The organism is Vreelandella sp. GE22 (assembly GCF_968212445.1).
This window is the reverse complement of record NZ_OZ309110.1, coordinates 2370203-2395268: the sequence shown is the minus strand read 5'-3', so window position 1 is coordinate 2395268 and position 25066 is coordinate 2370203. Positions and strand designations below refer to the sequence as shown.

General features: G+C 60.6%; 17 protein-coding genes. 12 read left to right on the top strand and 5 right to left on the bottom strand.

The features are described from left to right. Nucleotides 1-15: 15 nt before the first annotated feature. Nucleotides 16-2175, top strand: a complete 2160-nt coding sequence (locus ACWHRL_RS11345) for a methyl-accepting chemotaxis protein (protein ID WP_447893749.1) — start codon at nucleotides 16-18, stop codon at nucleotides 2173-2175. A gap of 690 nt (nucleotides 2176-2865) precedes the next feature. Here the strand turns inward: ACWHRL_RS11345 and nudE are convergent. Beyond that, complete coding sequence (gene nudE / locus ACWHRL_RS11340; RefSeq protein WP_447893748.1) at nucleotides 2866-3513, bottom strand: ADP compounds hydrolase NudE; 648 nt, start codon at nucleotides 3511-3513, stop codon at nucleotides 2866-2868. Between the two features lie 72 nt (nucleotides 3514-3585). On the opposite strand from nudE, the gene yrfG reads away from it, so the two are divergent. The 8 genes from yrfG (at nucleotide 3586) to rsd (ending at nucleotide 12851) form a co-directional block, all read left to right on the top strand. Further along, the gene (gene yrfG / locus ACWHRL_RS11335) at nucleotides 3586-4251 is read left to right on the top strand and encodes a GMP/IMP nucleotidase (protein WP_447893747.1); all 666 of its coding nucleotides are present in this window, start codon (nucleotides 3586-3588) and stop codon (nucleotides 4249-4251) included. Between the two features lie 11 nt (nucleotides 4252-4262). Further along, entirely contained in the window at nucleotides 4263-4652 is a 390-nt protein-coding gene (gene hslR, locus ACWHRL_RS11330; RefSeq protein ID WP_447529229.1) for a ribosome-associated heat shock protein Hsp15, read from the top strand. A 40-nt stretch (nucleotides 4653-4692) separates the two neighbouring features. Further along, nucleotides 4693-5568 carry an Hsp33 family molecular chaperone HslO gene (hslO, locus tag ACWHRL_RS11325; RefSeq protein WP_447893746.1) on the top strand — a complete coding sequence of 292 codons (876 nt, stop codon included), beginning with the start codon at nucleotides 4693-4695 and terminating at the stop codon, nucleotides 5566-5568. 321 nt (nucleotides 5569-5889) lie between these two features. Continuing rightward, nucleotides 5890-7446 carry a phosphoenolpyruvate carboxykinase gene (locus tag ACWHRL_RS11320; protein WP_447893745.1) on the top strand — a complete coding sequence of 519 codons (1557 nt, stop codon included), beginning with the start codon at nucleotides 5890-5892 and terminating at the stop codon, nucleotides 7444-7446. A gap of 192 nt (nucleotides 7447-7638) precedes the next feature. After that, nucleotides 7639-9981, top strand: coding sequence for a Tex family protein (locus ACWHRL_RS11315; RefSeq protein ID WP_447893744.1), 2343 nt, complete (start codon nucleotides 7639-7641; stop codon nucleotides 9979-9981). Between the two features lie 126 nt (nucleotides 9982-10107). After that, nucleotides 10108-11748: a glutamate--cysteine ligase gene (gshA, locus tag ACWHRL_RS11310; protein WP_447893743.1), complete on the top strand. Its 1641-nt coding sequence runs from the start codon at nucleotides 10108-10110 to the stop codon at nucleotides 11746-11748. Continuing rightward, nucleotides 11745-12245, top strand: a complete 501-nt coding sequence (locus ACWHRL_RS11305) for a disulfide bond formation protein B (RefSeq protein WP_447529224.1) — start codon at nucleotides 11745-11747, stop codon at nucleotides 12243-12245. Before gshA ends, ACWHRL_RS11305 begins: the two co-directional genes overlap by 4 nt. Before the next feature lie 126 nt (nucleotides 12246-12371). Continuing rightward, a complete protein-coding gene (rsd, locus tag ACWHRL_RS11300; protein WP_447893742.1) occupies nucleotides 12372-12851 on the top strand; it encodes a sigma D regulator in 480 nt (159 codons plus the stop codon). Between the two features lie 810 nt (nucleotides 12852-13661). Here the strand turns inward: rsd and ACWHRL_RS11295 are convergent. The 3 genes from ACWHRL_RS11295 to ACWHRL_RS11285 all read right to left on the bottom strand — a co-directional run bounded on the left by ACWHRL_RS11295 (nucleotide 13662) and on the right by ACWHRL_RS11285 (nucleotide 18899). Beyond that, nucleotides 13662-14114, bottom strand: a complete 453-nt coding sequence (locus ACWHRL_RS11295; protein ID WP_447893741.1) for an REP-associated tyrosine transposase — start codon at nucleotides 14112-14114, stop codon at nucleotides 13662-13664. Nucleotides 14115-14714: 600 nt separating this feature from the next. Then, the gene (locus tag ACWHRL_RS11290) at nucleotides 14715-17786 is read right to left on the bottom strand and encodes an efflux RND transporter permease subunit (RefSeq protein WP_447893740.1); all 3072 of its coding nucleotides are present in this window, start codon (nucleotides 17784-17786) and stop codon (nucleotides 14715-14717) included. Then, entirely contained in the window at nucleotides 17787-18899 is a 1113-nt protein-coding gene (locus tag ACWHRL_RS11285) for an efflux RND transporter periplasmic adaptor subunit (protein WP_447893739.1), read from the bottom strand. It lies immediately after the preceding gene. 199 nt (nucleotides 18900-19098) lie between these two features. Between ACWHRL_RS11285 and ACWHRL_RS11280 the strand changes: the two genes are divergently transcribed. Then, the gene (locus tag ACWHRL_RS11280; protein WP_447893738.1) at nucleotides 19099-20073 is read left to right on the top strand and encodes a malate dehydrogenase; all 975 of its coding nucleotides are present in this window, start codon (nucleotides 19099-19101) and stop codon (nucleotides 20071-20073) included. Nucleotides 20074-21310: 1237 nt separating this feature from the next. Here ACWHRL_RS11280 and ACWHRL_RS11275 read toward each other — a convergent pair. After that, the gene (locus ACWHRL_RS11275) at nucleotides 21311-21970 is read right to left on the bottom strand and encodes a histidinol-phosphatase (RefSeq protein WP_447893737.1); all 660 of its coding nucleotides are present in this window, start codon (nucleotides 21968-21970) and stop codon (nucleotides 21311-21313) included. A 212-nt stretch (nucleotides 21971-22182) separates the two neighbouring features. Here ACWHRL_RS11275 and ACWHRL_RS11270 point away from each other — a divergent pair, with 212 nt between their 5' ends. After that, entirely contained in the window at nucleotides 22183-22674 is a 492-nt protein-coding gene (locus ACWHRL_RS11270) for an RNA pyrophosphohydrolase (RefSeq protein ID WP_447893736.1), read from the top strand. A 125-nt stretch (nucleotides 22675-22799) separates the two neighbouring features. After that, nucleotides 22800-25061, top strand: coding sequence for a phosphoenolpyruvate--protein phosphotransferase (ptsP, locus tag ACWHRL_RS11265; RefSeq protein WP_447896168.1), 2262 nt, complete (start codon nucleotides 22800-22802; stop codon nucleotides 25059-25061). The last annotated feature ends 5 nt before the right edge of the window (nucleotides 25062-25066 follow it).

Sequence of the window (25066 nt, the reverse complement as noted above, 5' to 3'; positions counted from 1 at the left end):
ATTAAAACTCAAGTCGTGCTGGATAATGCCGAAAAATCAATATTAATAACGACTGCCGAGGCAACCAAGGTGCGCAATAACCAACCTGTTACGCAACAAGAGTATGTACTCGACGATGAAACGGTTCTCATTTCTCGTTCTGATCTGGAGGGAAATGTTACTTATGCAAGCGCGGCTTTCGTCAAAGTAAGCGGCTATTCGCGCGACGAGCTAATGGGCTCGCCTCACAACATGATTCGTCACCCGGATATGCCCGAGGCGGCGTTTCGCGATTTCTGGCACACCATCAAGGCTGGTAATACCTGGCAAGGCCTCGTTAAAAACCGGCGTAAAAACGGCGATCACTATTGGGTGAACGCCACGGTGGCGGCACTTCGCGATGGCGACCGTATCGTGGGCTACACTTCGGTGCGCCGCAAGGCCGCCCCCACTGATATCGCGTTGGCCCAAAAAGTGTACGCCGAGATGCGTGACAAGGGTAAGTCGCGCGGCTATCAGGTCAAAAGAGGGGCGATACAGCGTAAAGGCGCACTGGGGCTGATCAGCCGTTTTCAGTTGGGTAGCTTGAAAGCCAAGCTCACCGGGATGGTGCTAATGGCGCTGGTGCTACTGGGATTGGCAGGGGGCCTTGGCGCCATGGGGGTCATCAAGGCGGGGGAGCGGCTGGATTTGCTCAACCATTCTGGACTTCAATCCATCGCTAGCCTACAAAATATCGAGCGGCATATCGGGCAGGCGGTCGAGCTCGTGGAGCCCGCCGTGCGAAACCCTCGTCGCGCGGATCTGGATGCGCTCTCGTCCACCATTGATGCGCATTTGCAGGAGATCCGGTCCGAGTGGTCGACATACCTCGCCCATGACGACATGCAGCAACCGAGTGTGCAGGCATTCGATGGGGCCCTTACGCAGTGGATCTCGGGGCTCACCCAAACGATGGACGCCCTGAGCGACGCTAGCGGGTTTGCCGCCTATGAAGCGTTCAACGATATCGTGGCGCCCACTACCGAGTCGATTCGCACGCTCAGTACTCAACTGGTCGATGACAAGCGCATCGAGGCCACCGCCAGGGTCGAAGAAGCTCGCCAGGAGCGCGAGCAAATGCTGCTCGCCCAGCTGCTGCTGATGGTCGTGGGGCTTTTGGTGATGGTGGGGCTGAGTATTCTTATTTTGCGGTCGGTTTTCAAAGGGTTGGAAGGCGCGCGCTACATGACCTTCCAGGTAGCCGCCGGTAATCTGGCGGCACGTAACCAGCTGCGCAGTGGCGATGAACTGGGCGATCTTGCCTACTCGCTGGATACCATGCGCTTTAGTCTGGCTGCCGTGGTGGGCGAGGTCGAAAATCGCGTCTCGGTGGTGACCCCGGCGGTCGAGCAGATCGCCGTGGAGAACGACAACCTGTCGCAGCGTACCGGCCAGCAGGCTACCGCGCTTGCGCAGACTGCCTCCAGCATGGTCGAGATGACCGCCACCGTGCAGCAGAATACCCAAAACGCCCGCCAGGCAAGCGAGCTGGCCGAGCAAAACGCGACCAGTACCCGCGATACCCGCCAACAGATGGAGCAGTTGGTGGAGCGCATGCAGCGCATCGCGCAAAGCGCGGAGAAAATGACCGAGATGATCGGCGTGATCGACGGGATCGCGTTCCAGACCAATATCCTCGCGCTGAACGCCTCGGTCGAGGCGGCGCGGGCCGGCGAGCACGGCCGCGGCTTCGCCGTCGTCGCCAGCGAGGTGCGCAACCTGGCCGGGCGCAGCGCCAACGCTGCCCAGGAGATTCGCCTAATGATCGATAGTGCTACCCAGGAAGTGGACGGCGGGCGCACGGCGGTCGCGCAGGCGGAGAGCTCGATCGAGAACGTCATGCAGCAGGTCAGCCAAGTCAGCGAGCTCATGGCCTCGATCACCAGCGCCTCGGACGAGCAGAGTAGCGGTATCGGCCAGATCAACGGTGCCATCGCCGAAATGGACAGCACCACCCAGCAAAACGCACATAAGGTCCAAATGATCGCCGAGTCCGCCGATAACCTGACCGTGGAAGTGTTCGAGCTGGCCAACGTCGTGGATGCCTTCCGACTCAAGGGCGCCCAGGAAGAGAACATCCAGGCATCCATCGAAAAGCTCGCCCGGGTCAACCAGGCACTACAAAAGTCAGCGCCCGCGCTCACTACCTATTAACTCCTACAGATGACGGCTGCCACGATCCACTGTAGGAGCCCAATTCATTGGTGGTCCGACACTTCGGCGATGGCGGCGTTAGCCGCCCTTCGGTGGTGAAGGCATTGCAGGTTGCCATCCCCACCAACCCCGGCAGCGCGTTGCGCTGCATCGCTGGCTAAAGCCTGCTCCTACAATAAATGGGTGCACGGTTCTATTGTAGGAGCCCAATTCATTGGTGGTCCGACACATCGGCGATGGAAGGCGATAGCCTTCCCTTACTAGCGGCGCCACCTCAAAAAATTCGCTGGCTGAAGCCTGCTCCTACAAATGACGGTTGCCACGATCCCTTGTAGGAGCCCAATTAGGAGCCCAATTTTATTGGGCGATGGCGGCGTTAGCCGCCCTTGGGTGATGAAGGCATTGCAGTTTGCCATAATCACCAACCCCGGCAGCGCGTTGCGCTGCATCGCTGGCTGAAGCCTGCTCCTACAAATGACGGTTGCCACGATCCACTGTAGGAGACCGATTCATTGGTGGTCCGACACTTCGGCGATGGAAGGCGATAGCCTTCCTTGACTGGCGGTGCCACCCCAAACAATTCGCTGGCTAAAGCCTGCTCCTACAAATGATGGTTGCCACTGTCTATTGTAGGAGCCCAATTCCATTGGGCGATGGAAGGCGATAGCCTTCCCTTACTGGCGGCGCCGGCTAAAGCAAATCCATGGCGTCTTCGCGCTTCTCGTCACGAAGCTTGTCGCGGGCGATATAAAGCGCGGCAATCGCACGGGCTTCGTGAAAATCCTCGCGCATCAAAAGCGCCGGTAAGTCCTCGAGGGCGTGCGTCTCGACGACCAGGGGCTCGGGTTCGTCGCCAGGGAGTCGCTGCTCATAAAGGTCGGTGGCCATGACCACCTGTATGCGGTGGTGCATGTAGTTCGGCGCCAGCGACAGCTCGATCAACGGCTCCAGGCGGTGCGCCCCGACGCCGCACTCTTCCATCAACTCGCGGTTGGCCGCGCCGATCACGTCTTCCCCCGGGTCCACTAGCCCCTTGGGCAGGGTCAGCGCGTACTCTTCGAAACCGGCGGCATACTCGCGTATCAACAATACGTGATCCGGGTCCGGCATGGCCACGATCATCACCGCCGCGTGGTCGGTGCCGGTCAAGCGCTCGAATCGGCGCTCTTCGCCGTTGGAGAAGCGCAAATCCAGCGCTTCGATATGGAAAAGGCGGCTTTTTGCCACGCTTTCCCGCGCCAGAATATGTGGCTTGACCGGGTAGCCCGAAAGCGTCGTTTCCAGCGCGCTGGCATCCGGTTGAGTCGGGTCTGGGTGAGAGGAGTCGGATCTGGACATAAGGGCCTCCATGGCTCGAAAAAACGCCTTGGGCTACAATAGCACGCTTACCGTTTTAACACCGGAGTGGCCATGATTGATTGGCGCGAGATCGATACCGTCTTGCTGGACATGGACGGCACGCTGCTGGATTTGCACTTTGATAGCCACTTCTGGCTCGAGCACCTGCCCAAGCGCTACGGCGAGCTACACAAGCTCGACGAGGCCACCCAGAACGAGCTGCGCGAACGCATCATCGGCGAGCAGGGTACGCTCAATTGGTACAGCCTGGCCTACTGGAGCCGCGAGCTCGATGTGGACGTGGTCGAGTTGAAGCGAGAAGTCCAGCATTTGATCGGTCTGCGCAGCGACGCGCTGGATTTTCTCACCTGGCTTAAAAACGCCCACCCGCGAGTGGTGCTGGCCACCAACGCCGACCGAGCCAGCCTGGCGCTAAAACTGCCGCTCACGGGGTTGGAAAAGTATCTCGACGCCATCATCTCCTCCGAAGATGTGGGTGCTGCGAAAGAGGAGCAGGCGTTCTGGTTTGCTCTACAAGAGCGCGAGCCCTTCGATCCGGCCCGCACCCTGTTTATCGACGACAACCCGCGCGTGCTCGAAAGCGCCCGGGAGTTCGGTATCAAATACCTGATGGGCATCAAGCAGCCCGATAGTCAGCGTCCCGAAAAAGAGCTGCAGGAATTCATCGCCCTGGACCGATTTGCCCAACTGCTGCCAGGCGATACCCCCACGCAGTAAGGAGAGCCTCAATGAGCGACAGCGTTCGGCTGGATAAATGGCTGTGGGCCGCGCGGTTTTTCAAGACCCGGGCACTGGCCAAAAAAGCCATCGAAGGTGGCAAGGTGCACTACAACGGTGACCGCGTTAAGACCAGCAAGAACGTCGAGGTCGGCGCGTTGATCCGTGTACCCCAGGGGTGGGATATCTACGAGGTCGAAGTGCTCACCCTGTCGGGCCAGCGCCGCGGCGCCCCGGAGGCGCGTACGCTCTACAGCGAAACCCAGGAGAGCGCAGAGCGCCGCGCCAAGGAAACCGAGGCCCGCCGCCTCAATAACGAAGTGATGCAGCATCCGTTAAAGCGCCCGGATAAAAAACAGCGCCGCGAGATTCAGCGCTTTCAGCGTAATCAGGGCGAGTAAATCTCCCCCTCAATGTCCCCAATTTTTTCGATGGTCCCCTATGTCTGATCAAATCCAACGCTTTATGTTCGACCACACCAACGTGCGCGGGGAGATCGTAAGCCTCGAGTCGGCCTATCACGAGGTGCTCAGCCGCCAAGCCTACCCGGAGGCGGTCAACACGCTGCTGGGCGAGCTGCTGGCCGCCGTGGCGCTGTTGACCGATACGGTCAAGCTCGACGGCACGCTGAGTATCGAAGTACGTGGCCAGGGCGATCTTTCGCTACTCATGGCCGAATCCAACCCCGGTGGCGAGCTGCGCGCCATTGCCAGGCTCAACGAAGAGGGCGCGCTACCCAGTGAGAGCGCCGGTTTTCGCGACCTGGTCGGCGAGGGCCAAATCATCATTACCCTCGACCCCAAAGAGGGCAAGCGCTACCAGGGGATCGTCGGTCTCGAACACGAAACCCTCGGCGCCTGCCTGGAGGCGTATTTCAGCCAGTCCGAGCAGCTGCCCACGCGGCTTTGGCTGGCCGCCGATGGCAAAACCGCCGGCGGACTGTTACTCCAGCGCCTGCCGGACGCCTCGCACAATCAGGACGTGGACGCCTGGGAGCGCAGCGTACACCTGGCCGAAACGATCAAAACCGAGGAAATCCTGGGACTCGAGCAGCGCGAGGTGCTCTACCGGCTTTACCACGAAGAGACCGTGCGCGTGTTCGAACCCAAGGCGCTGCGCTTTGGCTGCACTTGCTCGCGCGAGCGTATGAGCTCTTCACTTCACTCGCTGGGCGAAGCCGAGCTCAAGGATATTCTGGCCGAGCAGGGCGAAATAGAGACCCAATGTCACTTCTGCCACACGAAATATCACTACACTGCGGCACAAATCGAAGCGCTCATCGAAGATCCGGAGGGTCCCGCCCCGGTCATCCACTAATTATGTAGTCGCAAAGGCGTTGCCGGTATTTAAAGGTCATACACGCTTAACCCATGCAGGCCCTGGGCTATAGCACTAAAGGCAAACAAGTGTTTGAAAAATTACCGCAGCGCAGCACGAAAAAGCCTGTCATTGTAGTAGTTTAACTACAAAATGATTGTCCCAAGCCCCCGTTTCACGGGGGCTTTCTTTTTGCCATAATGCGCCGGTCTTCAGCGCCCGGCCCGCTTGTGTAGCGGCTGGGAGAACCTTTCCAGCGCAAAAAGAGGCCCACGTCTTTTGCGCTTGTAACGAGAAACGGCTTCAAGCCCAGGAACTGACATGACCACGACTCAAGCCGCTCCCCAAGCCCACGTCAACCTCAGCAGCGCCGAACTGGTCGAGCGCGCCGTGGCCCGTGGTGAAGGCCGCCTTTCCGCAGACGGCGCCTTGGTGGTGAATACCGGCGAGCGCACCGGGCGCTCCCCCAAGGACCGCTTCATCGTCGATGAGCCCTCCACGCGAGACAGCATCGATTGGGGCAGCGTCAACCGCCCCTTCGACGCCGAGAAGTTCTCCGCACTGTGGGCGCGGGTGGAAGAATATTTGGGCCGTGAAGAGCACTTCGTCGCCGAGCTGCACGTGGGCAGCGACGCGACCCATTACCTGCCGGTACGGGTCACTACCGAAACCGCCTGGCAGAACCTGTTCGGGCGCACCATGTTCGTGCGCCCGGAGACCTACAACCCGGCGAGTAAAGAGGCCTGGACGATTCTGAACGCCGCGGGTTTCGAGTGCGAACCGCGCCGCGACGGTACTAATTCTGATGGCACCGTGATCATCAACTTCGCCGAGAAAAAAGTGCTGATCGCCGGCATGCGCTACGCCGGCGAGATGAAAAAGGCGATGTTCTCGGTACAGAATTTTCTGCTACCCGACGCCGACGTGCTACCCATGCACTGCTCCGCCAACGTGGGCGAAGACGGCGAGACGTGTCTCTTCTTCGGCCTCTCCGGTACCGGTAAAACCACGCTCTCCGCCGACCAGGGGCGTTACCTGATCGGCGACGACGAGCACGCCTGGGGCGACGACATCGTCTTCAATATGGAAGGCGGCTGCTACGCCAAGTGCATCGACCTTTCCGAGAAGAACGAGCCGGTGATCTGGAACGCTATTCGTTTCGGCACCGTGCTTGAAAACGTGGTGCTCGACGACCGCCGCGTACCCAACTACGCCGACGATAGCCTGACCCAGAACTCTCGCGCCGCCTACCCGCTGGAACACGTCGAAAAGCGCGTGGCCGAGAACCTGGCCGGCGAGCCCTCAGCCATCGTCTTTTTGACCTGCGATATGTCCGGGGTGCTGCCGCCGGTATCGATTCTTTCCAAGGAAGCGGCGGCGTACCACTTTCTTTCCGGCTACACCGCCAAGGTGGGCTCTACGGAAATGGGTTCATCTGAGGGCTTGGCCGCCACGTTCTCGACCTGCTTCGGCGCACCGTTCTTCCCCCGCCCGGCGCGCGAATACGCCGATCTTCTGATCAAGCGTGTCGATAAAAAGGACGCTCAGGTGTACCTGGTCAACACCGGCTGGACCGGCGGCGCCTATGGTGAAGGGGGCGCGCGTTTCTCGATCCCGACCACCCGCGCGATCATCAGCGCCATTCAGTCCGGCGTACTGCGCGATATCGAAACCCAGCACATCGAGGGCCTGAACCTCGACGTACCCACCGCGGTGCCGGGCGTGGACTCAAGCCTTCTAAATCCCCGCGACACCTGGCAGGATCAAGGCGCGTTCGATCATCACCAGCGCGAACTCGCCACCAAATTCGTCGAGAACTTCAAAAAGTTCGAAGGCGTCAGTGATGCCATCATCAAGGCAGGCCCGCAGTTGAGCTGAACGGTTGAGTAACTCCCAAAAAGGCAGCGCTTTAGCGCTGCCTTTTTTATGGGCGGCCGGGTAAGCGGCCAGGGCCCGCTGGATGGGCGGTATTGGCTGAACCGCGCCGCTCGTGCCACCGACAATTCATGCCAGCCTAAAACGTTTGTGGTACCTTGTCGGCATTTGAAATGGCATGAGTTAGTGGCACGTATGGATGTGAATCAACGTATTATTTCGCGTTTAGCGGACGAGCTGAGTGTCAAGGCGCAGCAAGTCAGCGCCACGGTAGCGCTATTGGACGAAGGCGCGACCGTGCCCTTCATCGCCCGCTACCGTAAAGAGGTCACCGGGGCGCTGGACGACAGCCAACTGCGCCAACTCGACGAGCGCCTTCGCTACCTGCGCGAGCTCGAAGAGCGCCGCGGGGCGGTGCTTGCCGCCATCGACGAGCAGGGCAAGCTCGATGATGCATTGAAAGCGAGCATCGACGCCGCCGAAACCAAGCAGCGCCTCGAAGATTTATACCTGCCCTACAAGAAAAAACGCCGCACCAAGGCCCAGATTGCCCGCGAAGCCGGGCTCGAGCCGCTGGCCGACGCGCTACTGGCCGACCCCACGCTCGACCCGGAAAGCGAAGCGCAAGGGTATCTTCGCGCCGCCGACGGCGACATTGCCGCCATTGAAGACGCCAAGGCCGCGCTTGACGGCGCCAAGCAGATTCTCATGGAGCGCTTCGCCGAAGACCCGGAGCTGATCGGCCGACTGCGTGAGCGGCTTTGGGACGAAGGCCAACTCAGCGCCCGCATGCTCGATGGCAAAGCGCAGGAAGGTGCCAAGTTCTCCGATTACTTCGAGCACGACGAAAAGCTCGCTAAAGTGCCGTCCCACCGGGCGCTTGCCATGTTCCGTGGGCGTAACGAAGGCGTGCTGAGTTTGGCCATCCGCCTGCCCGGCGAAGACGAAGCCCCGATTCACCCGGCCCAGGTCGCCATCGCCAAGCAAGTGGGCGTTCAAGATCAGGGCCGCCCGGCCGATAAATGGCTGGGCGAGGTGGTGCGCTGGACCTGGCGGGTCAAGCTTTACACCGCGCTCGAGACCGAGCTGCTGGGCCGACTTCGCGAGCAGGCCGAGCAGACCGCCATCGATGTCTTCGCGGCCAATTTGAAGGATCTACTGCTGGCCGCGCCGGCGGGGCAGAAGGTCACGCTGGCGCTGGATCCAGGCCTGCGTACCGGCTGCAAGGTCGCCGTGGTCGATGCCACCGGGCAGTTCGTGGACCAAGCGACGATTTACCCTCACGCGCCGCAAAACCGCTGGACCGAGTCGCTCGCAGAGCTCACCAAGCTCATCAAACGCCATAATGTGGAGTTGATCGCGGTAGGTAACGGCACCGCCAGCCGCGAAACCGACAAGCTGGCCGGCGAGCTGGTCAAGGCGCTGGGGCCCGAGCAGCGCCTGAGCAAGGTCATGGTGTCCGAGGCGGGCGCGTCGGTTTATTCGGCCTCCGAGTACGCTTCCAAAGAGCTGCCGGATCTGGACGTTACGGTGCGCGGCGCGGTGTCGATTGCCCGGCGCCTGCAGGACCCGCTCGCCGAGCTGGTCAAAATCGAGCCGAAATCGATCGGCGTGGGCCAGTACCAGCACGATGTCTCCCAGGTGCAGCTCTCCAAAAGCCTGGAAGCGGTGATAGAAGACTGCGTGAACGCCGTGGGTGTGGATCTCAATACCGCCTCGAGCGCGCTTCTCTCGCGGGTGGCCGGGCTTAGCGCGGTGATTGCCGAAAACATCGTCGCCCAGCGTAACCAGCTCGGCGCGTTCAAAAGCCGTAAGGCGCTGTTGGACGTTAGCCGCCTAGGGCCGAAAACCTTCGAGCAGTGCGCCGGCTTTTTGCGTATCAGCAACGCCGAGAACCCGTTGGATGCCAGCGGCGTTCACCCCGAGGCTTACACCCTGGTCGAGCGCATCGCCAAGCAGAGCGGGCGCGACGTGAAGGGCCTGATTGGCGACAGCCAAACCCTCAAGGCGCTGAAACCGGCGGAGTTCGCCGACGAGCGCTTTGGTGTGCCCACGGTCAGCGATATTTTCAAAGAGTTAGACAAGCCCGGCCGCGACCCGCGCCCGGAGTTCAAGGCTGCGGAATTTCGCGAAGGGGTCGAGAAACTCAGTGACTTGACCCTCGGGATGGTGCTGGAAGGCACGGTCACCAACGTGACCCACTTTGGCGCGTTCGTGGATATCGGCGTTCACCAGGACGGTTTGGTGCATATCTCGGCGCTGGCCGAGAAATTCGTCGAGGACCCGCGTTCGGTCGTCAAGGCGGGGGATATCGTCACGGTGAAGGTGATGAGCGTGGATATCCCCCGCAAGCGGGTCGGACTCTCCATGCGGCTAAGCGATGAAGTCGAAAGCGAAGACGCTAGCCAGCGCGAACAGGGCGAGAAAAAAGCGCCGCGGGCGCAAAAGAGCGCCCGCGGTCAGCGCGAAAAGCCCGCCGCCGAGTCCTCCATGGGAGCGCTGGGCGCGGCGCTATTGAAAGCGAAGCAGGGCAAATAGTCGCGCGCCTTGAATGTTTCGTAGGTTGCGCCATATTCTTGGCTTTATTAAAGGCTAGCCTTAGGGCTACCCCGCCGATTTTACCAGGGCCCGCGCGGCGGGCCTGATTGACAAGGAGTGTTCGTTTTGGCTGAGCCACTCACTGTGCCAACGTCGTTAACCGCTCAAATCGAGCGCTTGCTGCCAAGCGCGAGCCTGGGGCGGTTAGGGCGGCTGCGGCGTGGACTAGAAAAAGAGGGGTTACGGGTGGATGCCAACGGCCATATCGCCCAGACGTCTCACCCCAAAGCGCTGGGCTCGAAACTGACCCACCCGCATATCACCACCGACTACTCGGAATCGCTTTTGGAGTACATCACCCCGGTGTACACCGAGCCGCGCGAGGCGTTGGCGTTTTTGTCCGACCTGCACACCTTTACCTACCAGCACCTGGAGAACGAATGGGTCTGGCCGGGCAGCATGCCGTCGCGGCTTTCCGGTAACGATAGCGTGCCGATCGCCGATTACGGGCATTCGAATGTGGGCACCATGAAGCACGTCTACCGCAAGGGGTTGGACGTACGTTACGGGCGCATCATGCAGGCGATTGCCGGGGTGCACTACAACGTGTCGCTGCCCGAGGACATGTGGCACGCCCTGCGCGAGCTCGAAAAAGCCACCAACATTCCGTTCAACGACTACCGTTCGACGCGCTACTTCGGCATGATCCGCCACTTTCGCCGTCATAGCTGGTTGCTGTTGTATCTTTTCGGCGCCTCGCCTGCGATCGACAAAAGCTTCCTGCCGGACGGCAAAATACCCGAAAAGCTCGAGCCGTTGAGCGACGATACCTATTACGCACCCTACGCCACGACGCTGCGCATGTCGGATCTTGGCTATCAGAACAAGGTGCAGGAGCAGCTCAAGATCTGCTTCAACTCGCTTTCCAACTACGTCAATACGCTGCGCCACGCGATCTCGTCGCCCTGGCCGGACTACGAAAAGCTTGGCGTAAACGTCGACGGCGACTGGCGCCAGCTCAATGCCAATATCCTGCAGATTGAAAACGAGTACTACAGCGATATTCGCCCCAAGCGTGTGGCCAAGCACAACGAAACGCCGAGCCAGGCACTCGAGGCGCGGGGTGTCGAGTACATCGAAGTGCGCTGCCTGGATTTGAATCCTTTCGACCCCCTGGGCATCACCGAAGACCAGATGCGCTTTGTGGATGTCTTCCTGCTGTGGTGTTTGCTAAGCGACAGCCCCTGGATTTCGGATGAGGAGTGTGACCGCCTGGACGACAACCGCCGCCTGGTGGTCGAGCGCGGCCGCGACCCGGCTCTGGAGCTGTTGCGAAACGGCGAAGCGATCTCGTTACCCGCCTGGGGCGAGCAGATCTTTGCCGAAATGGGCGAAGTAGCGCGTCTGCTGGACGCCGTCGAAGATGACGCTCCCCACCAGGCGGCGCTGGATGCCCTCGCGCCACGGCTTCAAGACCCGACGCTTACGCCCTCCGGCCAGATGCTCGAGCGCCTCAAAGAGGGCAACGGTTCGCTAAGCGATACGCTGCTGGCGCTGGCCCAGGAGCAGCGCGAGGCGCTGGAATCGACCCCCATGCTGCGCTCTCGTGAGGCGCTTTTGGACCAGTTGATCGATACCTCTCATCAGCAGCAGCACGATATCGAAGCCGCCGATCAGGAGTCGTTTAGCGAGTTCATCGAGCACTACTTTATCAAGGCCCGCGAAATGCGCACCTTTTCGTCCATTACCTCCGAGGAATTGGAATGATCCCATCATTCACCCGGTCCACGGCTTGGGCCGGGGTGGCCTTTTGCGCCGTGATGATGAGCGTGGCGCTGGTGCTCGAGCACGTTGTCGGGCTCGAGCCGTGCCCGCTGTGCATTTTTCAGCGGGTGGCGGTAATTACCGCCGGGATCATTTTGCTGCTGGCCGCGCTGCATAACCCCAAGAGCACCGCCGGTAAAACGGTTTACGGGGTGTTGGGGCTTGCAAGTGTGGCCACCGGCGCCTTCATTGCCGGGCGCCACGTATGGCTGCAGCATCTGCCGCCCAGCGAAGTGCCTTCTTGTGGGCCTGGGCTCGATTACATGATGGACATCCTGCCCATGCAGGAGGTCGTCGCCATGGTGCTGACCGGCTCCGGCGAGTGCGCCGAAATCGACTTCACCTTTTTGGGCCTGTCACTACCCGCCTGGACCCTGATCGGCTTTTTGATCCTGGCGCTGGTGCCACTGCGTATTCTGTGGCTTGCCTATAAGCGCTAACGGCTGATTTTCCGGCATCGGTTTCAAACCGGTGCCGGAAAATCGAAATCCCGTGCTTGCATTGACACGCTCAAGAGGAAAAGCGAGTCTAAGTGAGGACAAGTGGCTACCGGTTAGGAGAACGCCATGTTGGAGAACTGCACGAACGCCCAGGAACGATGGGGCGGAGTACACAGCTTGATCGACCGCTGGCTGGAGCAGCGCCGCTCTTTTCTAATCAGCTTCATCGAGCTAAAAGAAGCCTGCGACTCGGAGCTCGACGCCGTCAATAAGCCGCGCATCGACACTTTCAGCGAGCTTCTAATGGACTATATCAGCGCCGGGCATTTCGAGGTCTACCCGGAGCTCGCCCGAGAAGCCAAGGCCTTCGAGGACGAAAGCGCCCTGGAAATCGCCGGTAAGCTGCTGGAGCGTTTGGAGATGTCGACGGCCATGGTACTGGCGTTCGACGAAGATTACGCAAGCGTTGAGCACTGCCAAACGAATATCACGCGCCTTCCCGCCTGGCTCGACCGCCTCGCCAAAGCCCTGACCGAACGCTTCGCGCTGGAAGACCAGCTCATCGCCCGCCTGCACGCCGCTCATAGCCCGCAGACTGCCTCTTAAACAGCGTCCTTTGCATAGGTGCAGGTTTTTGGTGGCCCGCGACGTTGATGGTGATGGCACCTGGAATGCCTTCATCACCCAAGGGCGGCTAACGCCGCCATCGCCCAAAGAATTGGGCTCCTACAATGGAGCCGTGCCCCCATCCATTGTAGGAGCAGGCTTTAGCCAGCGATGCAGCGCAGAGCGCTGCCGGTTTTGGTGGCAATGGCAACCTGTAATGCCTTCACTACCGAAGGGCGGCTAACGCCGCCATCGCCCAATGAATTGGGCTCCTACAATGAAACCGTGCCCCCATCTTTTGTAGGAGCAGGCTTCAGCCAGCGAAGCAGCGCAACGCGCTGCTGGGGTTGGGGGTAATGGCAATCTAAATGCCTTCATCACCTATGGGCGGCTAATGCCGCCATCGCCGATGTGTCGGACCACCAATAAAACTGGGCTCCTACAATGGAGCCGTGCCCCCATCCATTGTAGGAGCAGGCTTTAGCCAGCGATGCAGCGCAGAGCGCTGCCGGGGTTGGTGGCAATGGCAACCCAGAATGCCTTCATCACCGAAGGGCGGCTAACGCCGCCATCGCCCAATGAATTGGGTTCCTACAATGAAACCGTACACCCATCTCTTGTAGGAGCAGGCTTCAGCCAGCGATGCAGCGCAACGCGCTGCCGGGGTTGGTGGCAACGGCAACCTAAAATGCCTTCATCACCGAAGGGCGGCTAACGCCGCCATCGCCCAATGAATTGGGCTCCTACAATGAAACCGTGCCCCCATCTTTTGTACGGGCGGGCTTTCAGCCACAACCTGTTATTACGCCACTAAAGCCATACGGCATCCCAAAAACTGTAATGGTTCACGTCCTGAACCAGCTCCGCGCGCAGCGGATTGCCGACTATGTAGCGGGCGACGTTCTTAAGGGATTCTTCCTCGCGGATCATTCGATCATGAAAACCGCGTTGCCAAATGTGCTCTCCTACGCCTATTGAAACGCGGCTTTTGTACCCTCGTACGGCCTCCGGCAAGTGGCCTTTAAGCTGTATGAGCCAGTGAACATGGTCAGGCATCACTACGAAACAAAGGGTTGTGGCCAAAGTTTCAACGTGGGGATGCGTAAAGTGCCTTGCGGCGCAGCAGGCATGATCGAAATTTGCGAAGTAAGGGTGGCGATTTTGCGTTGCAATCGTGATCAAGTAGTAAGCGCCGCTCAAGGAGTGTCTCCCTGCTCGCAGCCGGTGACCGCTTTGCACATTACACCTCTGCCAATTATTCATTTTAATTAGCGTAGCGCATTGGTTCCCAATCGCCCAGTGGCGCGCCCCATAACGAGCTCATGCACCGTAGGAGCAGGCTTCAGCCAGCGATGCAGCGCAACGCGCTGCCGGGGTTGGTGATTATGGCAACCCAAAATGCCTTCATCACCCAAGGGCGGCTAGCGCCGCCATCGCCCAATAAAATTGGGCTCCTACAATAGAGCCGTACACCCATCTCTTGTAGGAGCAGGCTTCAGCCAGCGATACAGCGCAACGCGCTGCCGGTTTTGGTGGCAATGGCAAACTGTAATGCCTTCTTCACCCAAGGGCGGCTAACGCCGCCATCGCCGATGTGTCGGACCACCAATAAAATTGGGCTCCTACAATGGAGCCGTGCACCCATCCATTGTAGGAGCAGGCTTTAGCCAGCGATGCAGCGCAGAGCGCTGCCGGTTTTGGTGGCAATGGCAACCTGTAATACTTTCACTACCCAAGGGCGGCTAACGCCGCCATCGCCCAATAAAATTGGGCTCCTACAATGGAGCCGTGCACCCATCCATTGTAGGAGCAGGCTTTAGCCAGCGACGCAGCGCAACGCGCTGCCGGGGTTGGGTGCTCTCTTTATTTATCGCGCCTTAACGTCCCACCAATTACCAGCATGCAGGGGGTAAGCAGCAGGGTGAGGGCGGTGGCGAAGGTGAGCCCACCCGCAATGGCGCTGGACATCTGGGTCCACCACTGGGCGGAGGGGGCGTTGAAGCCCAGCGCCGGGGCGAAAAGGTTGACGTTGATGCCCAGCACCATCGGCATCAGGCCCAGCACCGTGGTGATCGCGGTGAGCAGTACCGGGCGCAGGCGAAGGGCGCCCGCCTCCAGCGCCGCCTCGCCGGGCGCAAGCCCTTGGCCGCGCAGCTCGTTATAGGTGTCGATCAAGACGATATTGTTGTTCACCACGATCCCCGCCAGGGCGATCACGCCCATGCCGACCATGACGATGCCGAACGCCTGACCGGTTATCAAAAGCCCCATCAGTACGCCCGCGGTAGAAAATACGATCGCCGAGAGCACCAGCGCCGCTTGGTAGTAGCTGTTGAACTGAGTGACCAGAATCAGCGCCATCAGGCCCACGGCGACCAAAAACGCACTGACCAGAAACTGCATCGATTCCTGCTGATCTTCTTGCTCGCCGGCCACGTTGACCATGAGGGCGTCGGGCAACTGCCCTTGGCCTGCCTCGAACAGCGCGCGCAGGCGCTCATCCGCCAGATACCCCGGCGCGAGATCCGCCTCCAGCGTAATCGCCCGGCGGCCGTCGATACGGTTCAGCGTGCCGACCTTGGGCGCGGGGGTGAGGGTGACGAAGTGGGAAATGGGCACCTGGCCGCGCTCGGTATTGAGGGTCAAGCGCTCGAGCTGATCCAGGGTGCGAAAGCGCTCGGGTAGGCGAATCCGAATATCCACCTCGTCGCTCACCGTGGGCGGGCGGTAGCTTGCTACCTGCAGGCCGGTGGTCAGAAGCTGCACGGCACTGCCGATGGTGGTGATATCGGTGCCCATGCGCGAGGCGGCTTCGCGGTCCACATTGATCTGCCACTCCACGCCGGGCAGGCTGCGGTTATCCTGAATATCGGTAAAGCCGCCCAGGGTGCGCATTAATTCGCTCAACTGATCCACCCCCGCATCGGCTAGCGCCGGGTCGTTGGCGCTGATTTCCAGCACGATGGGCTTGCCGCCGCCAGGGCCTTGCTCCTGCTCCTGAAACTCCAGCGTAATACCGGGGATGTCCGCGGTGCGCTCGGCCATGTCGGCAAGAATTGTGCGGGCCGGGCGGCGCTGATACCAGTCGATGAACTGAAACTGCAGCGTGCCGACCACATCGTCGCCGGCCTGTTCGTTGGCCACGAACGAGCGCGCGTAGAGGGCTTCCACCTCGCTCATGGTGCCCAGGCGCGTCTCCACGCGCTTTAAAATGGCGTCGGCTTCGTCCACCGAGAAGTCGCCCCGGGCGCGCACCAGTACCTGGGCGCTGTCCGGCTCGACGTTGGGAAAGAAGTCGATGCCGTGATTGAAGCGAGCGTAGCCGGTATATAAAAGCGCGATGACCAGCAGCGAAAACGCCAGCACCCAGCCCGGGCGCTGTAGAAGGCGTGCAAGCAGCCGCCGGTAGCCGCGACCCAAGGCAGTGCTTTGGCCAAGCGTGGCGGTTTGCTCCTCCGGGTTAGCAACTTGACGGGTGATCAGCCGCCCAAGCGTGGGTAGAAACACCAGCGCCATGGCCAGGGAGGCCAGAAGGCAAAGGATCACCGTGGCCGGCAGGTACTTCATGAACTGACCGACCACGCCGGGCCAGAAGAGCAGCGGAACGAAAACGGCCAGGGTCGTCGCGGTCGAGGCGATGACCGGCCAGCTCATACGCGAGGCAGCGTTGAGCCAGGCATCGAACGGGGTTTGACCCTCTTTTAGGTAGCGATCAGCCAGCTCGCTCACTACGATAGCGCCATCCACCAGCATCCCGGCGACCAGAATCAGCGCAAACAGCACGACGATGTTGAGCGTAAAACCGAAGGCCCATACCAGCAAAATACCGGTCAAAAAGGCGCCGGGAATCGTCAGGCCCACCAGCAGCGCCATACGCAGCCCCATGACTGCGACCACCACGATCAGCACCAGCACCACCGCGGTCAATACGTTGTTCAAAAGCTCGGACAGCATATTGGCGACGGTGGTCGACTCATCGAGAATCGGGGTCACGCGAAGGGAATCGGGTAACAGCTCGCCCGCCTGGTCGAAGCGCGACCAAACGGCGTCGATGGTTTCGATGATGTTCGCCCCGGCGCGCTTGGATACCTCGAGTACCACAGCCGGCTCGCCGTTGATGCGCGCAAAGCCTTCCGGGTCCTTGAAGGTGGGATGAATCCAGGCGACGTCGCCAAACGTCACCACCCGGTCGCCGTCGATCTTCACCGGCATGTTCATGACGTCTTCGAGCGAGGTGATGACACCGGGCACTTTCAGCGCCAAACGCCCGGCGCCGGTATTCAAGCTGCCCGCCGCGACCAGGCGGTTATTACGCGATACCTGGTTGAACAATGCATCGAAGTCGATGCCGTAGCTCTCCAGTACCAGGGGGTCGACCACGATCTCGAGAAGATCCTCCTGCTCGCCGGCAATCTCGACCTCAAGCACGTTGGCGATGCCTTCGATTTCCTCTTTTAGGCGCCTTGCGATGGCGATGCGCTCCCGGGTATCCAACTGGCCGGAAAGACCGATACTCAGCACGGGAAATTCGGAGACGTTGACTTCCATCACCCGGGGCTCGTCCGCCTCATCGGGGAGCTCGGCCCTGGCAATGTCCACCCGTTCGCGCACGTCCGAAAGCGCCGTATTGGGGTCGAAGCCCGGGTCGAACTCCAGCGTGACCGAGGCGTGGCCTTCGCTGGACTGGGCGGTGAACTTACGCAGCCCCTCGATGCCGCGAAGCTCCTGCTCCATGGGGCGCACCAAAAGCCGCTCACCGTCTTCTGGGCTGACGCCTTCAAGGGTCAGCGACACGTAGATCAGCGGGATCGTAACGTCCGGGTTCGCCTCCTTGGGGATGACCTGCCAGGCGGTGACCCCGGCCAGCAAAAGGCCCATCAGCAACAGCAGCGTAGTGCGCGTATGGGTAAGCGCGGCCTGAATGAGTGAACGCATTTAAGGCCTCGCTGCCGCCGCGGCGCTACCGGGCTGGGGCGTCGCGTCGTCTACGTACACCGGCGTGACCGTATCGCCCACGCCAACGAGCCCGGCGCCCAGGGTGATCAGCGCCAGCGAATCCGGCAGGCCCGCCACAAAGGCGCTTTCCAGCGTTGCACTTATCAGCGTCACTGGCGTTTGTTTGACCTCATCGTTTTCGCCCAAGTGTTTGACGGCAAGCTCGCCTTCGTCGTTCAGGCTCAAAAGCGCGGGGGAGAGCGCGTGGGCCTGACGTGGGGGCAGGGTGATGGTGAACTCGGCGCTGCCGCCAGCCAGGCGCTGCCGCGTTGGGTTGTCGAGGGTGACCTCGATATAAAACGAGCGGGTTTGCTCCTCGGCGCGGCTGCTTATGTGAGAGACCTGGCCTTCCAGCGTATTACCGCTTAAAAGCCGTGCGGTGACCGGTAGGCCCACGCTCAGGTCATTGATTTGCTGCTGCGAGACCCAGGCCGTACCGGTCAGTGTTTGGTCATCGATCAACCGCCCCCACTCCTCACCGGGCTGGAGCAAGTCGCCAAGCTCGACCTGAATCCGGTCGACCACGCCCGCGAACGGTGCACTCGGGCGGGTGTCCGCCAGTTGGCGCTCCAGCTGTGCCACCTGGGCTGCACTGGCGCTAAGCGCGCTTTGCAGGCGAAGAAGGTCCGGCTCGGAGATAAACTCGCGACGACGCAGGTCCTGAGCGCCGGCGTATTCGGCCTGGGCCACCGCCAGCTCGTCCCGGGCCTGCTGCAAACGCTCGGGCAGGGCGTCGTTATCCAGTACCAAAAGCGTTTGTCCCTGGCTTACCTGCTCGCCCTGGGCCACGGGCTTTTCGGTAACGTAACCAGCGGCGTTGGCACGCAAGAGTGTTTCCTGGTGGGCCTCGAGCTGGCCTTGAATCACCTGCTCCGGAATATACGGCGTGCTTTGCAGGCGGGTGACCTCGACACGGGGCGCTTCGTCGCTTTGCTCGGTCTCTAAATCGGGCGGGGTGCTTTGAAAGCGCTGAAAGTCGCCCAACGCCAGCCATATGATCAACGCCAGTACGAATACACTGGCCAGGGCGTAGGAAAGGGGGATTCGTCGCATGGGGTGGTCGGTCTCAATATCAAACGAACGTTAGAATCGGCTCCCACCATAGCGCACTCGCGGCGGGGCGGCGAGCCTTTGAATCGCGACGCAACCGCCTGTGGCCTTTGTCTGATTGAGTTTTTTTTAAAGTGGGCATACCATCTTGGCGTCTTGTGTTCTGTCGACCACCCCAAGGCGAACCAACCAAGGAGCGATGATGAAAGATCCAGTACGTATTGCGATTACCGGCGGTGCCGGCCAAATCAGCTACTCTCTAATTTTCCGCATTGCCGCCGGCGACATGCTGGGGCCGGATCAGCCCGTCATTCTCCAGCTTTTGGAAATTCCTCAGGCGATGGACGCGCTAAACGGCGTGGTGATGGAAGTCAACGACTGTGCCTTCCCGCTGGTCCAGGACATCGTTGCCTCGGACGACCCGAACGTAGCGTTCAAGGATGCGGATTTCGCGCTGCTGGTGGGCGCCCGCCCGCGTGGCCCGGGTATGGAGCGTAAAGACCTGCTCGAAGCCAACGCCGCGATCTTCTCCGTACAGGGCAAGGCACTGAACGACCACGCCAGCCGCGACGTGAAAGTGCTGGTCGTCGGCAACCCGGCCAACACCAACGCGCTGATCGCATCCTGCAACGCGCCGGATCTCGACAAGGGCCAGTTCACCGCGATGACCCGCCTGGATCACAACCGCGCACTGACCCAGCTGGCCCAGAAAACCGGCAAGCACGTCACCGATATCGAAAACATGGTCATCTGGGGCAACCACAGCGCGACCCAGTACCCGGATATCGCCCAGTGCAAGGTCGACGGCAAGGCCGCCACCGATCTGGTCGAGCGCGACTGGTACGAAAACGACTTCATCCCCACCGTGCAGCAGCGCGGCGCGGCCATCATCAAGGCGCGCGGTGCTTCTTCCGCCGCGTCTGCCGCGTCTTCCGCCATCGACCACATGCACGACTGGGCGCTGGGTTGTGACGGCATCGTCAGCATGGCCATCCCCTCCGATGGCAGCTACGGCATCGAAGAAGGCATCATTTTCTCCTACCCGGTTCGCTGCAAAGGCGGCAAGTACGAAATCGTCCAGGGTTTCGAGCTGGACGCGTTCAGCAAAGAGAAAGTGCAGGCCACCGAGAAAGAGCTACGCGAAGAACGCGCCGCCGTCGAGCACCTGCTCGGCTAAGCCACGCGTGACGCAACGCCAAAACCCCGCAAGCATGCTTGCGGGGTTTTTTGTTATCTCAAAACTGCTCCTGCAAGAGAATTGGGGCACGGTTCCATTGTAGGAGCCCAATTCTTTGGTGGTCCGACACATCGGCGATGGCGGCGCTAGCCGCCCTTCGGTGATGAAGGCATTACAGGTTGCCGCAACCCCCAACCCCGGCAGCGCGTGGCGCTGCATCGCTGGCTGAAGCCTGCTCCTACAAGAGAGGGGGCACGGCTTTATTGTAGGAGCCCAATTTTATTGGGCGATGGCGGCGTTAGCCGCCCTTGGGTGACGAAGGCATTACAGGTTGCCATCACCACCAACCCCGGCAGCGCTCTGCGCTGCATCGCTGGCTGAAGCCTGCTCCTACAGTAGATGGGTGCACGGTTTTATTGTAGGAGCCCAATTTTATTGGTGGTCCGACACATCGGCGATGGCGGCGTTAGCCGCCCTTCGGTGGTGAAGGCATTACAGGTTGCCATCACCACCAACCCCGGCAGCGCGTTGCGCTGCATCGCTGGCTGAAGCCTGCTCCTACAATGGATGGGGGCACGGCTCCATTGTAGGAGCCCAATTCATTGGGCGATGGCGGCGCTAGCCGCCCTTCGGTAATGAGGGCATTACAGGTTGCCATAACCACCAACCCCGGCAGCGCGTTGCGCTGCATCGCTGGCTAAAGCCTGCTCCTACAATAAATGGGGGCACGGCTCTATTGTAGGAGCCCAATTTTATTGGGCGATGGCGGCGTTAGCCGCCCTTGGGTGACGAAGGCATTACAGGTTGCCATCACCACCAACCCCGGCAGCGCGTTGCGCTGCATCGCTGGCTGAAGCCTGCTCCTACAATAGATGGGGGCACGGTTTCATTGTAGGAGCCCAATTCATTGGGCGATGGCGGCGTTAGCCGCCCTTGGGTGGTGAAGGCATTTAAATTGCCACCACCACCAACCCCAGCAGCGCGTTGCGCTGCATCGCTGGCTGAAGCCTGCTCCTACAATAGATGAGTGCACGGCTCCATTGTAGGAGCCCAATTCTATTGGGCGATGGCGGCGTTAGCCGCCCTTGGGTGACGAAGGCATTACAGGTTGCCATAATCACCAACCCCGGCAGCGCGTTGCGCTGCATCGCTGGCTGAAGCCTGCTCCTACCATTCACCATTCACCATTCACCATTCACCATTCACCATTCACCATTCACCATTCACAATTCACCCATTAATCATCCCGCAAACTCATGATCCGCCATTGGCGCTCTTCGGCAATCTGGCGCAGGGTGGCGTCGGGGTCGACGGCGACCGGGTGTTCGACTTGTTCCAAAAGCGGCAGGTCATTGTGCGAGTCGCTGTAGAACCATGTGCCATCCAGGGTGTGGTCCTGGGTTTCCAGCCACGCTTGTAAACGGGTGACCTTACCTTCGCGGTAGCTCGGCACGCCGGTGACCTTGCCGGTGTAGCGCCCGTTGACCATTTCCGGCTCGACGGCGATCAGGTCATCCACGCCCAGGCGTTCGGCAATCGGCCCGGTAATGAAACGGTTGGTCGCGGTAATGATCAACAGCGTATCGCCTTTGGTGCGGTGGCGGGCCAGAAGCTCTTCACCCTTGGCGAGAATGTGCGGTTCGATCTTGCTGGCCATGAACTGCTGGTGCCAGGCGGCCAGTTGCTCCGGGGAGTTTTCGGCCAGCGGTTTCAAGGCCACCTCCAAAAATGCCGCCATATCCAGCGTGCCCGCTTCGTATTCGGTCATGAAACGGTCGTTGGCTTCGCGGTACGCCACCGGGTCCACGGCGCCCTGTTCCAGCAAAAACTCGCCCCAGGCGTGGTCGCTATCAATCGAGAGTAGCGTGTTGTCCAAATCGAAAATGGCCAGGCTCACCGTGTTCCCCTTGTTGGTGTATAGGTCTTGGATTCAGGCCGCTTAACGTTAAGCGCACAGAATTATCTCAGAGACCCAGGTCGCTGCCCACCGCGAACGCACTGTTTTCCCCCGTTTCCCCCGTTATTGCCCCCGAGCGTTATATTGTATTGATACGCTTGTCTGCCTTGTGGAAAAATGGGGACAACTGAAAATTCAAGAAGGTGAAGTCCGTGATCGACGCTGACGGCTTTCGCCCCAATGTTGGCATTATCATTGTCAATAGCCAGGGGCAGCTGCTTTGGGCGCGTCGCGTAGGACAAAATGCGTGGCAGTTCCCCCAGGGAGGCATTAAAGCAAGCGAAACTCCACAACAAGCGCTATATCGTGAACTGTTTGAGGAGATCGGCCTGACCGCCGACGATGTTGACATTGTCGCCTGTACCCGGGGGTGGCTGCGCTACCGTCTGCCACGACGCATGATTCGTACCCACTCGCGACCGGTCTGTATCGGTCAAAAGCAGAAGTGGTTTTTACTCAGGATTCGGTGTCAGGAGAACCGGATCAGCATGACGGCAACCCCCAAACCCGAATTCGACGGCTGGCGCTGGGTCAGCTACTGGTACCCCTTGGGTCAGGTCGTGCCGTTCAAGCGGGAAGTCTACCGGCGGGCCTTGCGCGAGCTTTCACCTCGCGTGCAGCGCTTGGCAATGGGAGATGAATAGCGTGAACAACACGGCGGGTCGGCATAGGGTCAATAGCGCAATCGAAAAGCGCTACTGGCCAAGCCGCTGCTCGCCGTGCCGCCTACCCCTCAGCGAGGACAACAAAAGTGAAGTCTAAAACATCCATGCTGGAGGTATTGAGGCGCGTCATACAAGAAGTGAACGGCGCGCGAACGTTGGAAGCCGCGCTGTCTACCATGGTGCGCCGTATCCGCAAGGCAATGCAGACCGATGTCTGCTCGTTCTATCTTTACGATAGCGATGTCGAGTCGCTGGTGCTGATGGAAACCATTGGCCTGCGCACTCAAGCCGTGGGCCGCGTGGTGCTGCCGCTGGGCGAAGGCCTGGTGGGGCTGGTGGCCAAGCGCAGCGAGCCGCTGAACCTGGAAGACGCCCGGGCCCACGCCCAGTTTCGCTACTTCGAGGCCACCGGCGAGGAGCGTTACTCGAGCTTTCTAGGCGTGCCCATCATTCACCAGCGCCAAATGTTGGGCGTGCTGGTCGTACAGCAAGCCGAGAAGCGCCGCTACGACGACGAAGACGAAGCGTTCCTGGTGACCATGGCCGCACAGCTGGCCGGGGTACTGGCCCACGCGCTAGCCACCGGGAATCTCTCGCGCCCGGCGCTACCTGGCGGCCAGGCGATGTTCAAGGGGGTGGCGGCCTCACCGGGGGTCTCGATCGGCGAAGCCGTCGTGATCAGCCCACCGGCGGATTTGAACAGCGTGCCGGATCTGGTTCCAAGCGACCAGGATTTCGAAGTCGCCCGCTTGAAAGAGGCCATTGCACAAACCCGCCGCGAAATCCGCGCCGCCGCCGAGCGCCTGGCCAGTCGTATCTCCGCCCAGGAGCTGGCGCTATTTGACGTTTACCAGCAGATGCTGGGCGAGGCGGCGCTTTCCGAAGAGGTCGAAAAGCGCATTCGCGAAGGGCAGTGGGCGCCGGGGGCGTTGGCGGATGTGGTACGCCGCCACGTTCAGTATCTCGAACGTGTGGACGACAACTACCTGCGCGAGCGTGCCGCCGACATTCGCGATTTGGGCCGGCGAGTGCTGGCACATCTTCAGCAGGATACCCCCTCGACCCCGGAAACCTACCCGGATAACGCGATTCTGGTCGGTGACGAGATCAGTGTGGCCATGCTGGGTGAAGTACCCCGAGGTAAGCTGAAAGGGCTGGTATCCGTGCGCGGCTCGAGCACCTCCCACGTGGCGATCGTGGCCCGGGCGATGGGCATTCCCACGGTGCTAGGCATGGTCGATTTACCGCTGCCGCGCTTGAACGGCGCTCCGGTCGTGCTGGATGGCCACCGAGGGCGCATGTTCGTGCGCCCCTCGCCAGAGCTCAAGGCGCGCTATGCCAGTTTGATTGCTGAAGAGCAGGCGCTGAGCGACATGCTCGAGCACGAGCAGGACCTGCCCAGCGAAACGCCGGATGGCCACAACCTTCCGCTCATGGTGAACACGGGGTTGGCGGTGGATGCCAGTGCGCTGCTCAAAAGCCGTATCGGCGGGGTGGGGCTTTACCGGACAGAAGTGCCGTTCATGATCGCCGAGCGCTTTCCCGGCGAGAAAGAACAAATGCGCATGTATCGCGAGCAGTTGGAAGGCTTCGCGCCGCTGCCGGTCGTGATGCGTACGCTGGATATCGGCGGCGACAAAGACCTGCCGTACTTTCCCATCGAGGAAGCCAACCCGTTTTTGGGCTGGCGAGGCATGCGGGTGACGCTGGACCACCCGGAAGTGTTAATGGTGCAACTGCGCGCCATGCTCAAGGCCTCCCATGGGATCGATAACCTCTATATTCTCTTCCCCATGATTACCAACGTGGAAGAGGTCGACGAAGCCTTGCGCCTGCTGGACCGCGCCATTCTCGAGCTGGGCGAGGAGGGGGTCGCCGTCGGACGCCCCCAGGTAGGCGTCATGATCGAAGTGCCCGCCACCATTTACCAAATGGATGCGCTGGCCAAGCGGGTCGATTTCTTCTCGGTGGGTAGTAATGACCTGACCCAGTATCTGCTGGCGGTAGATCGCAACAACCCACGCGTCTCGAGCCTTTACGATGCGCTGCACCCGGCGCTTCTCGGCGCACTCCAGGAGCTCTCCCAGGACGCCTTGCGCTTGAAAAAGCCGATTTCGCTTTGCGGCGAACTGGCCGGCGACCCGGCCGGCGCGCTGCTACTCATGGCGATGGGCTTTTCGAGCCTCTCGATGAATGCGCCTAGCCTGCCGAAAGTGCGCGCCGCGATTCGCCGCGTGCCGCTCACCGATGCCCAAGCGCTTTTGGATGAGATCATGGCGCTGGATACCCCGGCCCTGGTGCGCCAGCACTTGAACAAGCGCATGGACGAGTGGCAGCTAACCCACTTGCTGCCACCCCGCGACTAAACGCG

Excerpts from the sequence above, each read along its gene's own strand:
- nudE (WP_447893748.1), bottom strand. The coding sequence starts at position 3,513 with ATGTCCAGATCCGACTCCTCTCACCCAGACCCGACTCAACCGGATGCC.
- yrfG (WP_447893747.1), top strand. The coding sequence starts at position 3,586 with ATGATTGATTGGCGCGAGATCGATACCGTCTTGCTGGACATGGACGGC.
- hslR (WP_447529229.1), top strand. The coding sequence starts at position 4,263 with ATGAGCGACAGCGTTCGGCTGGATAAATGGCTGTGGGCCGCGCGGTTT.
- hslO (WP_447893746.1), top strand. The coding sequence starts at position 4,693 with ATGTCTGATCAAATCCAACGCTTTATGTTCGACCACACCAACGTGCGC.
- ACWHRL_RS11320 (WP_447893745.1), top strand. The coding sequence starts at position 5,890 with ATGACCACGACTCAAGCCGCTCCCCAAGCCCACGTCAACCTCAGCAGC.
- ACWHRL_RS11315 (WP_447893744.1), top strand. The coding sequence starts at position 7,639 with ATGGATGTGAATCAACGTATTATTTCGCGTTTAGCGGACGAGCTGAGT.
- ACWHRL_RS11305 (WP_447529224.1), top strand. The coding sequence starts at position 11,745 with ATGATCCCATCATTCACCCGGTCCACGGCTTGGGCCGGGGTGGCCTTT.
- rsd (WP_447893742.1), top strand. The coding sequence starts at position 12,372 with ATGTTGGAGAACTGCACGAACGCCCAGGAACGATGGGGCGGAGTACAC.
- ACWHRL_RS11295 (WP_447893741.1), bottom strand. The coding sequence starts at position 14,114 with ATGAATAATTGGCAGAGGTGTAATGTGCAAAGCGGTCACCGGCTGCGA.
- ACWHRL_RS11290 (WP_447893740.1), bottom strand. The coding sequence starts at position 17,786 with ATGCGTTCACTCATTCAGGCCGCGCTTACCCATACGCGCACTACGCTG.
- ACWHRL_RS11285 (WP_447893739.1), bottom strand. The coding sequence starts at position 18,899 with ATGCGACGAATCCCCCTTTCCTACGCCCTGGCCAGTGTATTCGTACTG.
- ACWHRL_RS11280 (WP_447893738.1), top strand. The coding sequence starts at position 19,099 with ATGAAAGATCCAGTACGTATTGCGATTACCGGCGGTGCCGGCCAAATC.
- ptsP (WP_447896168.1), top strand. The coding sequence starts at position 22,800 with ATGCTGGAGGTATTGAGGCGCGTCATACAAGAAGTGAACGGCGCGCGA.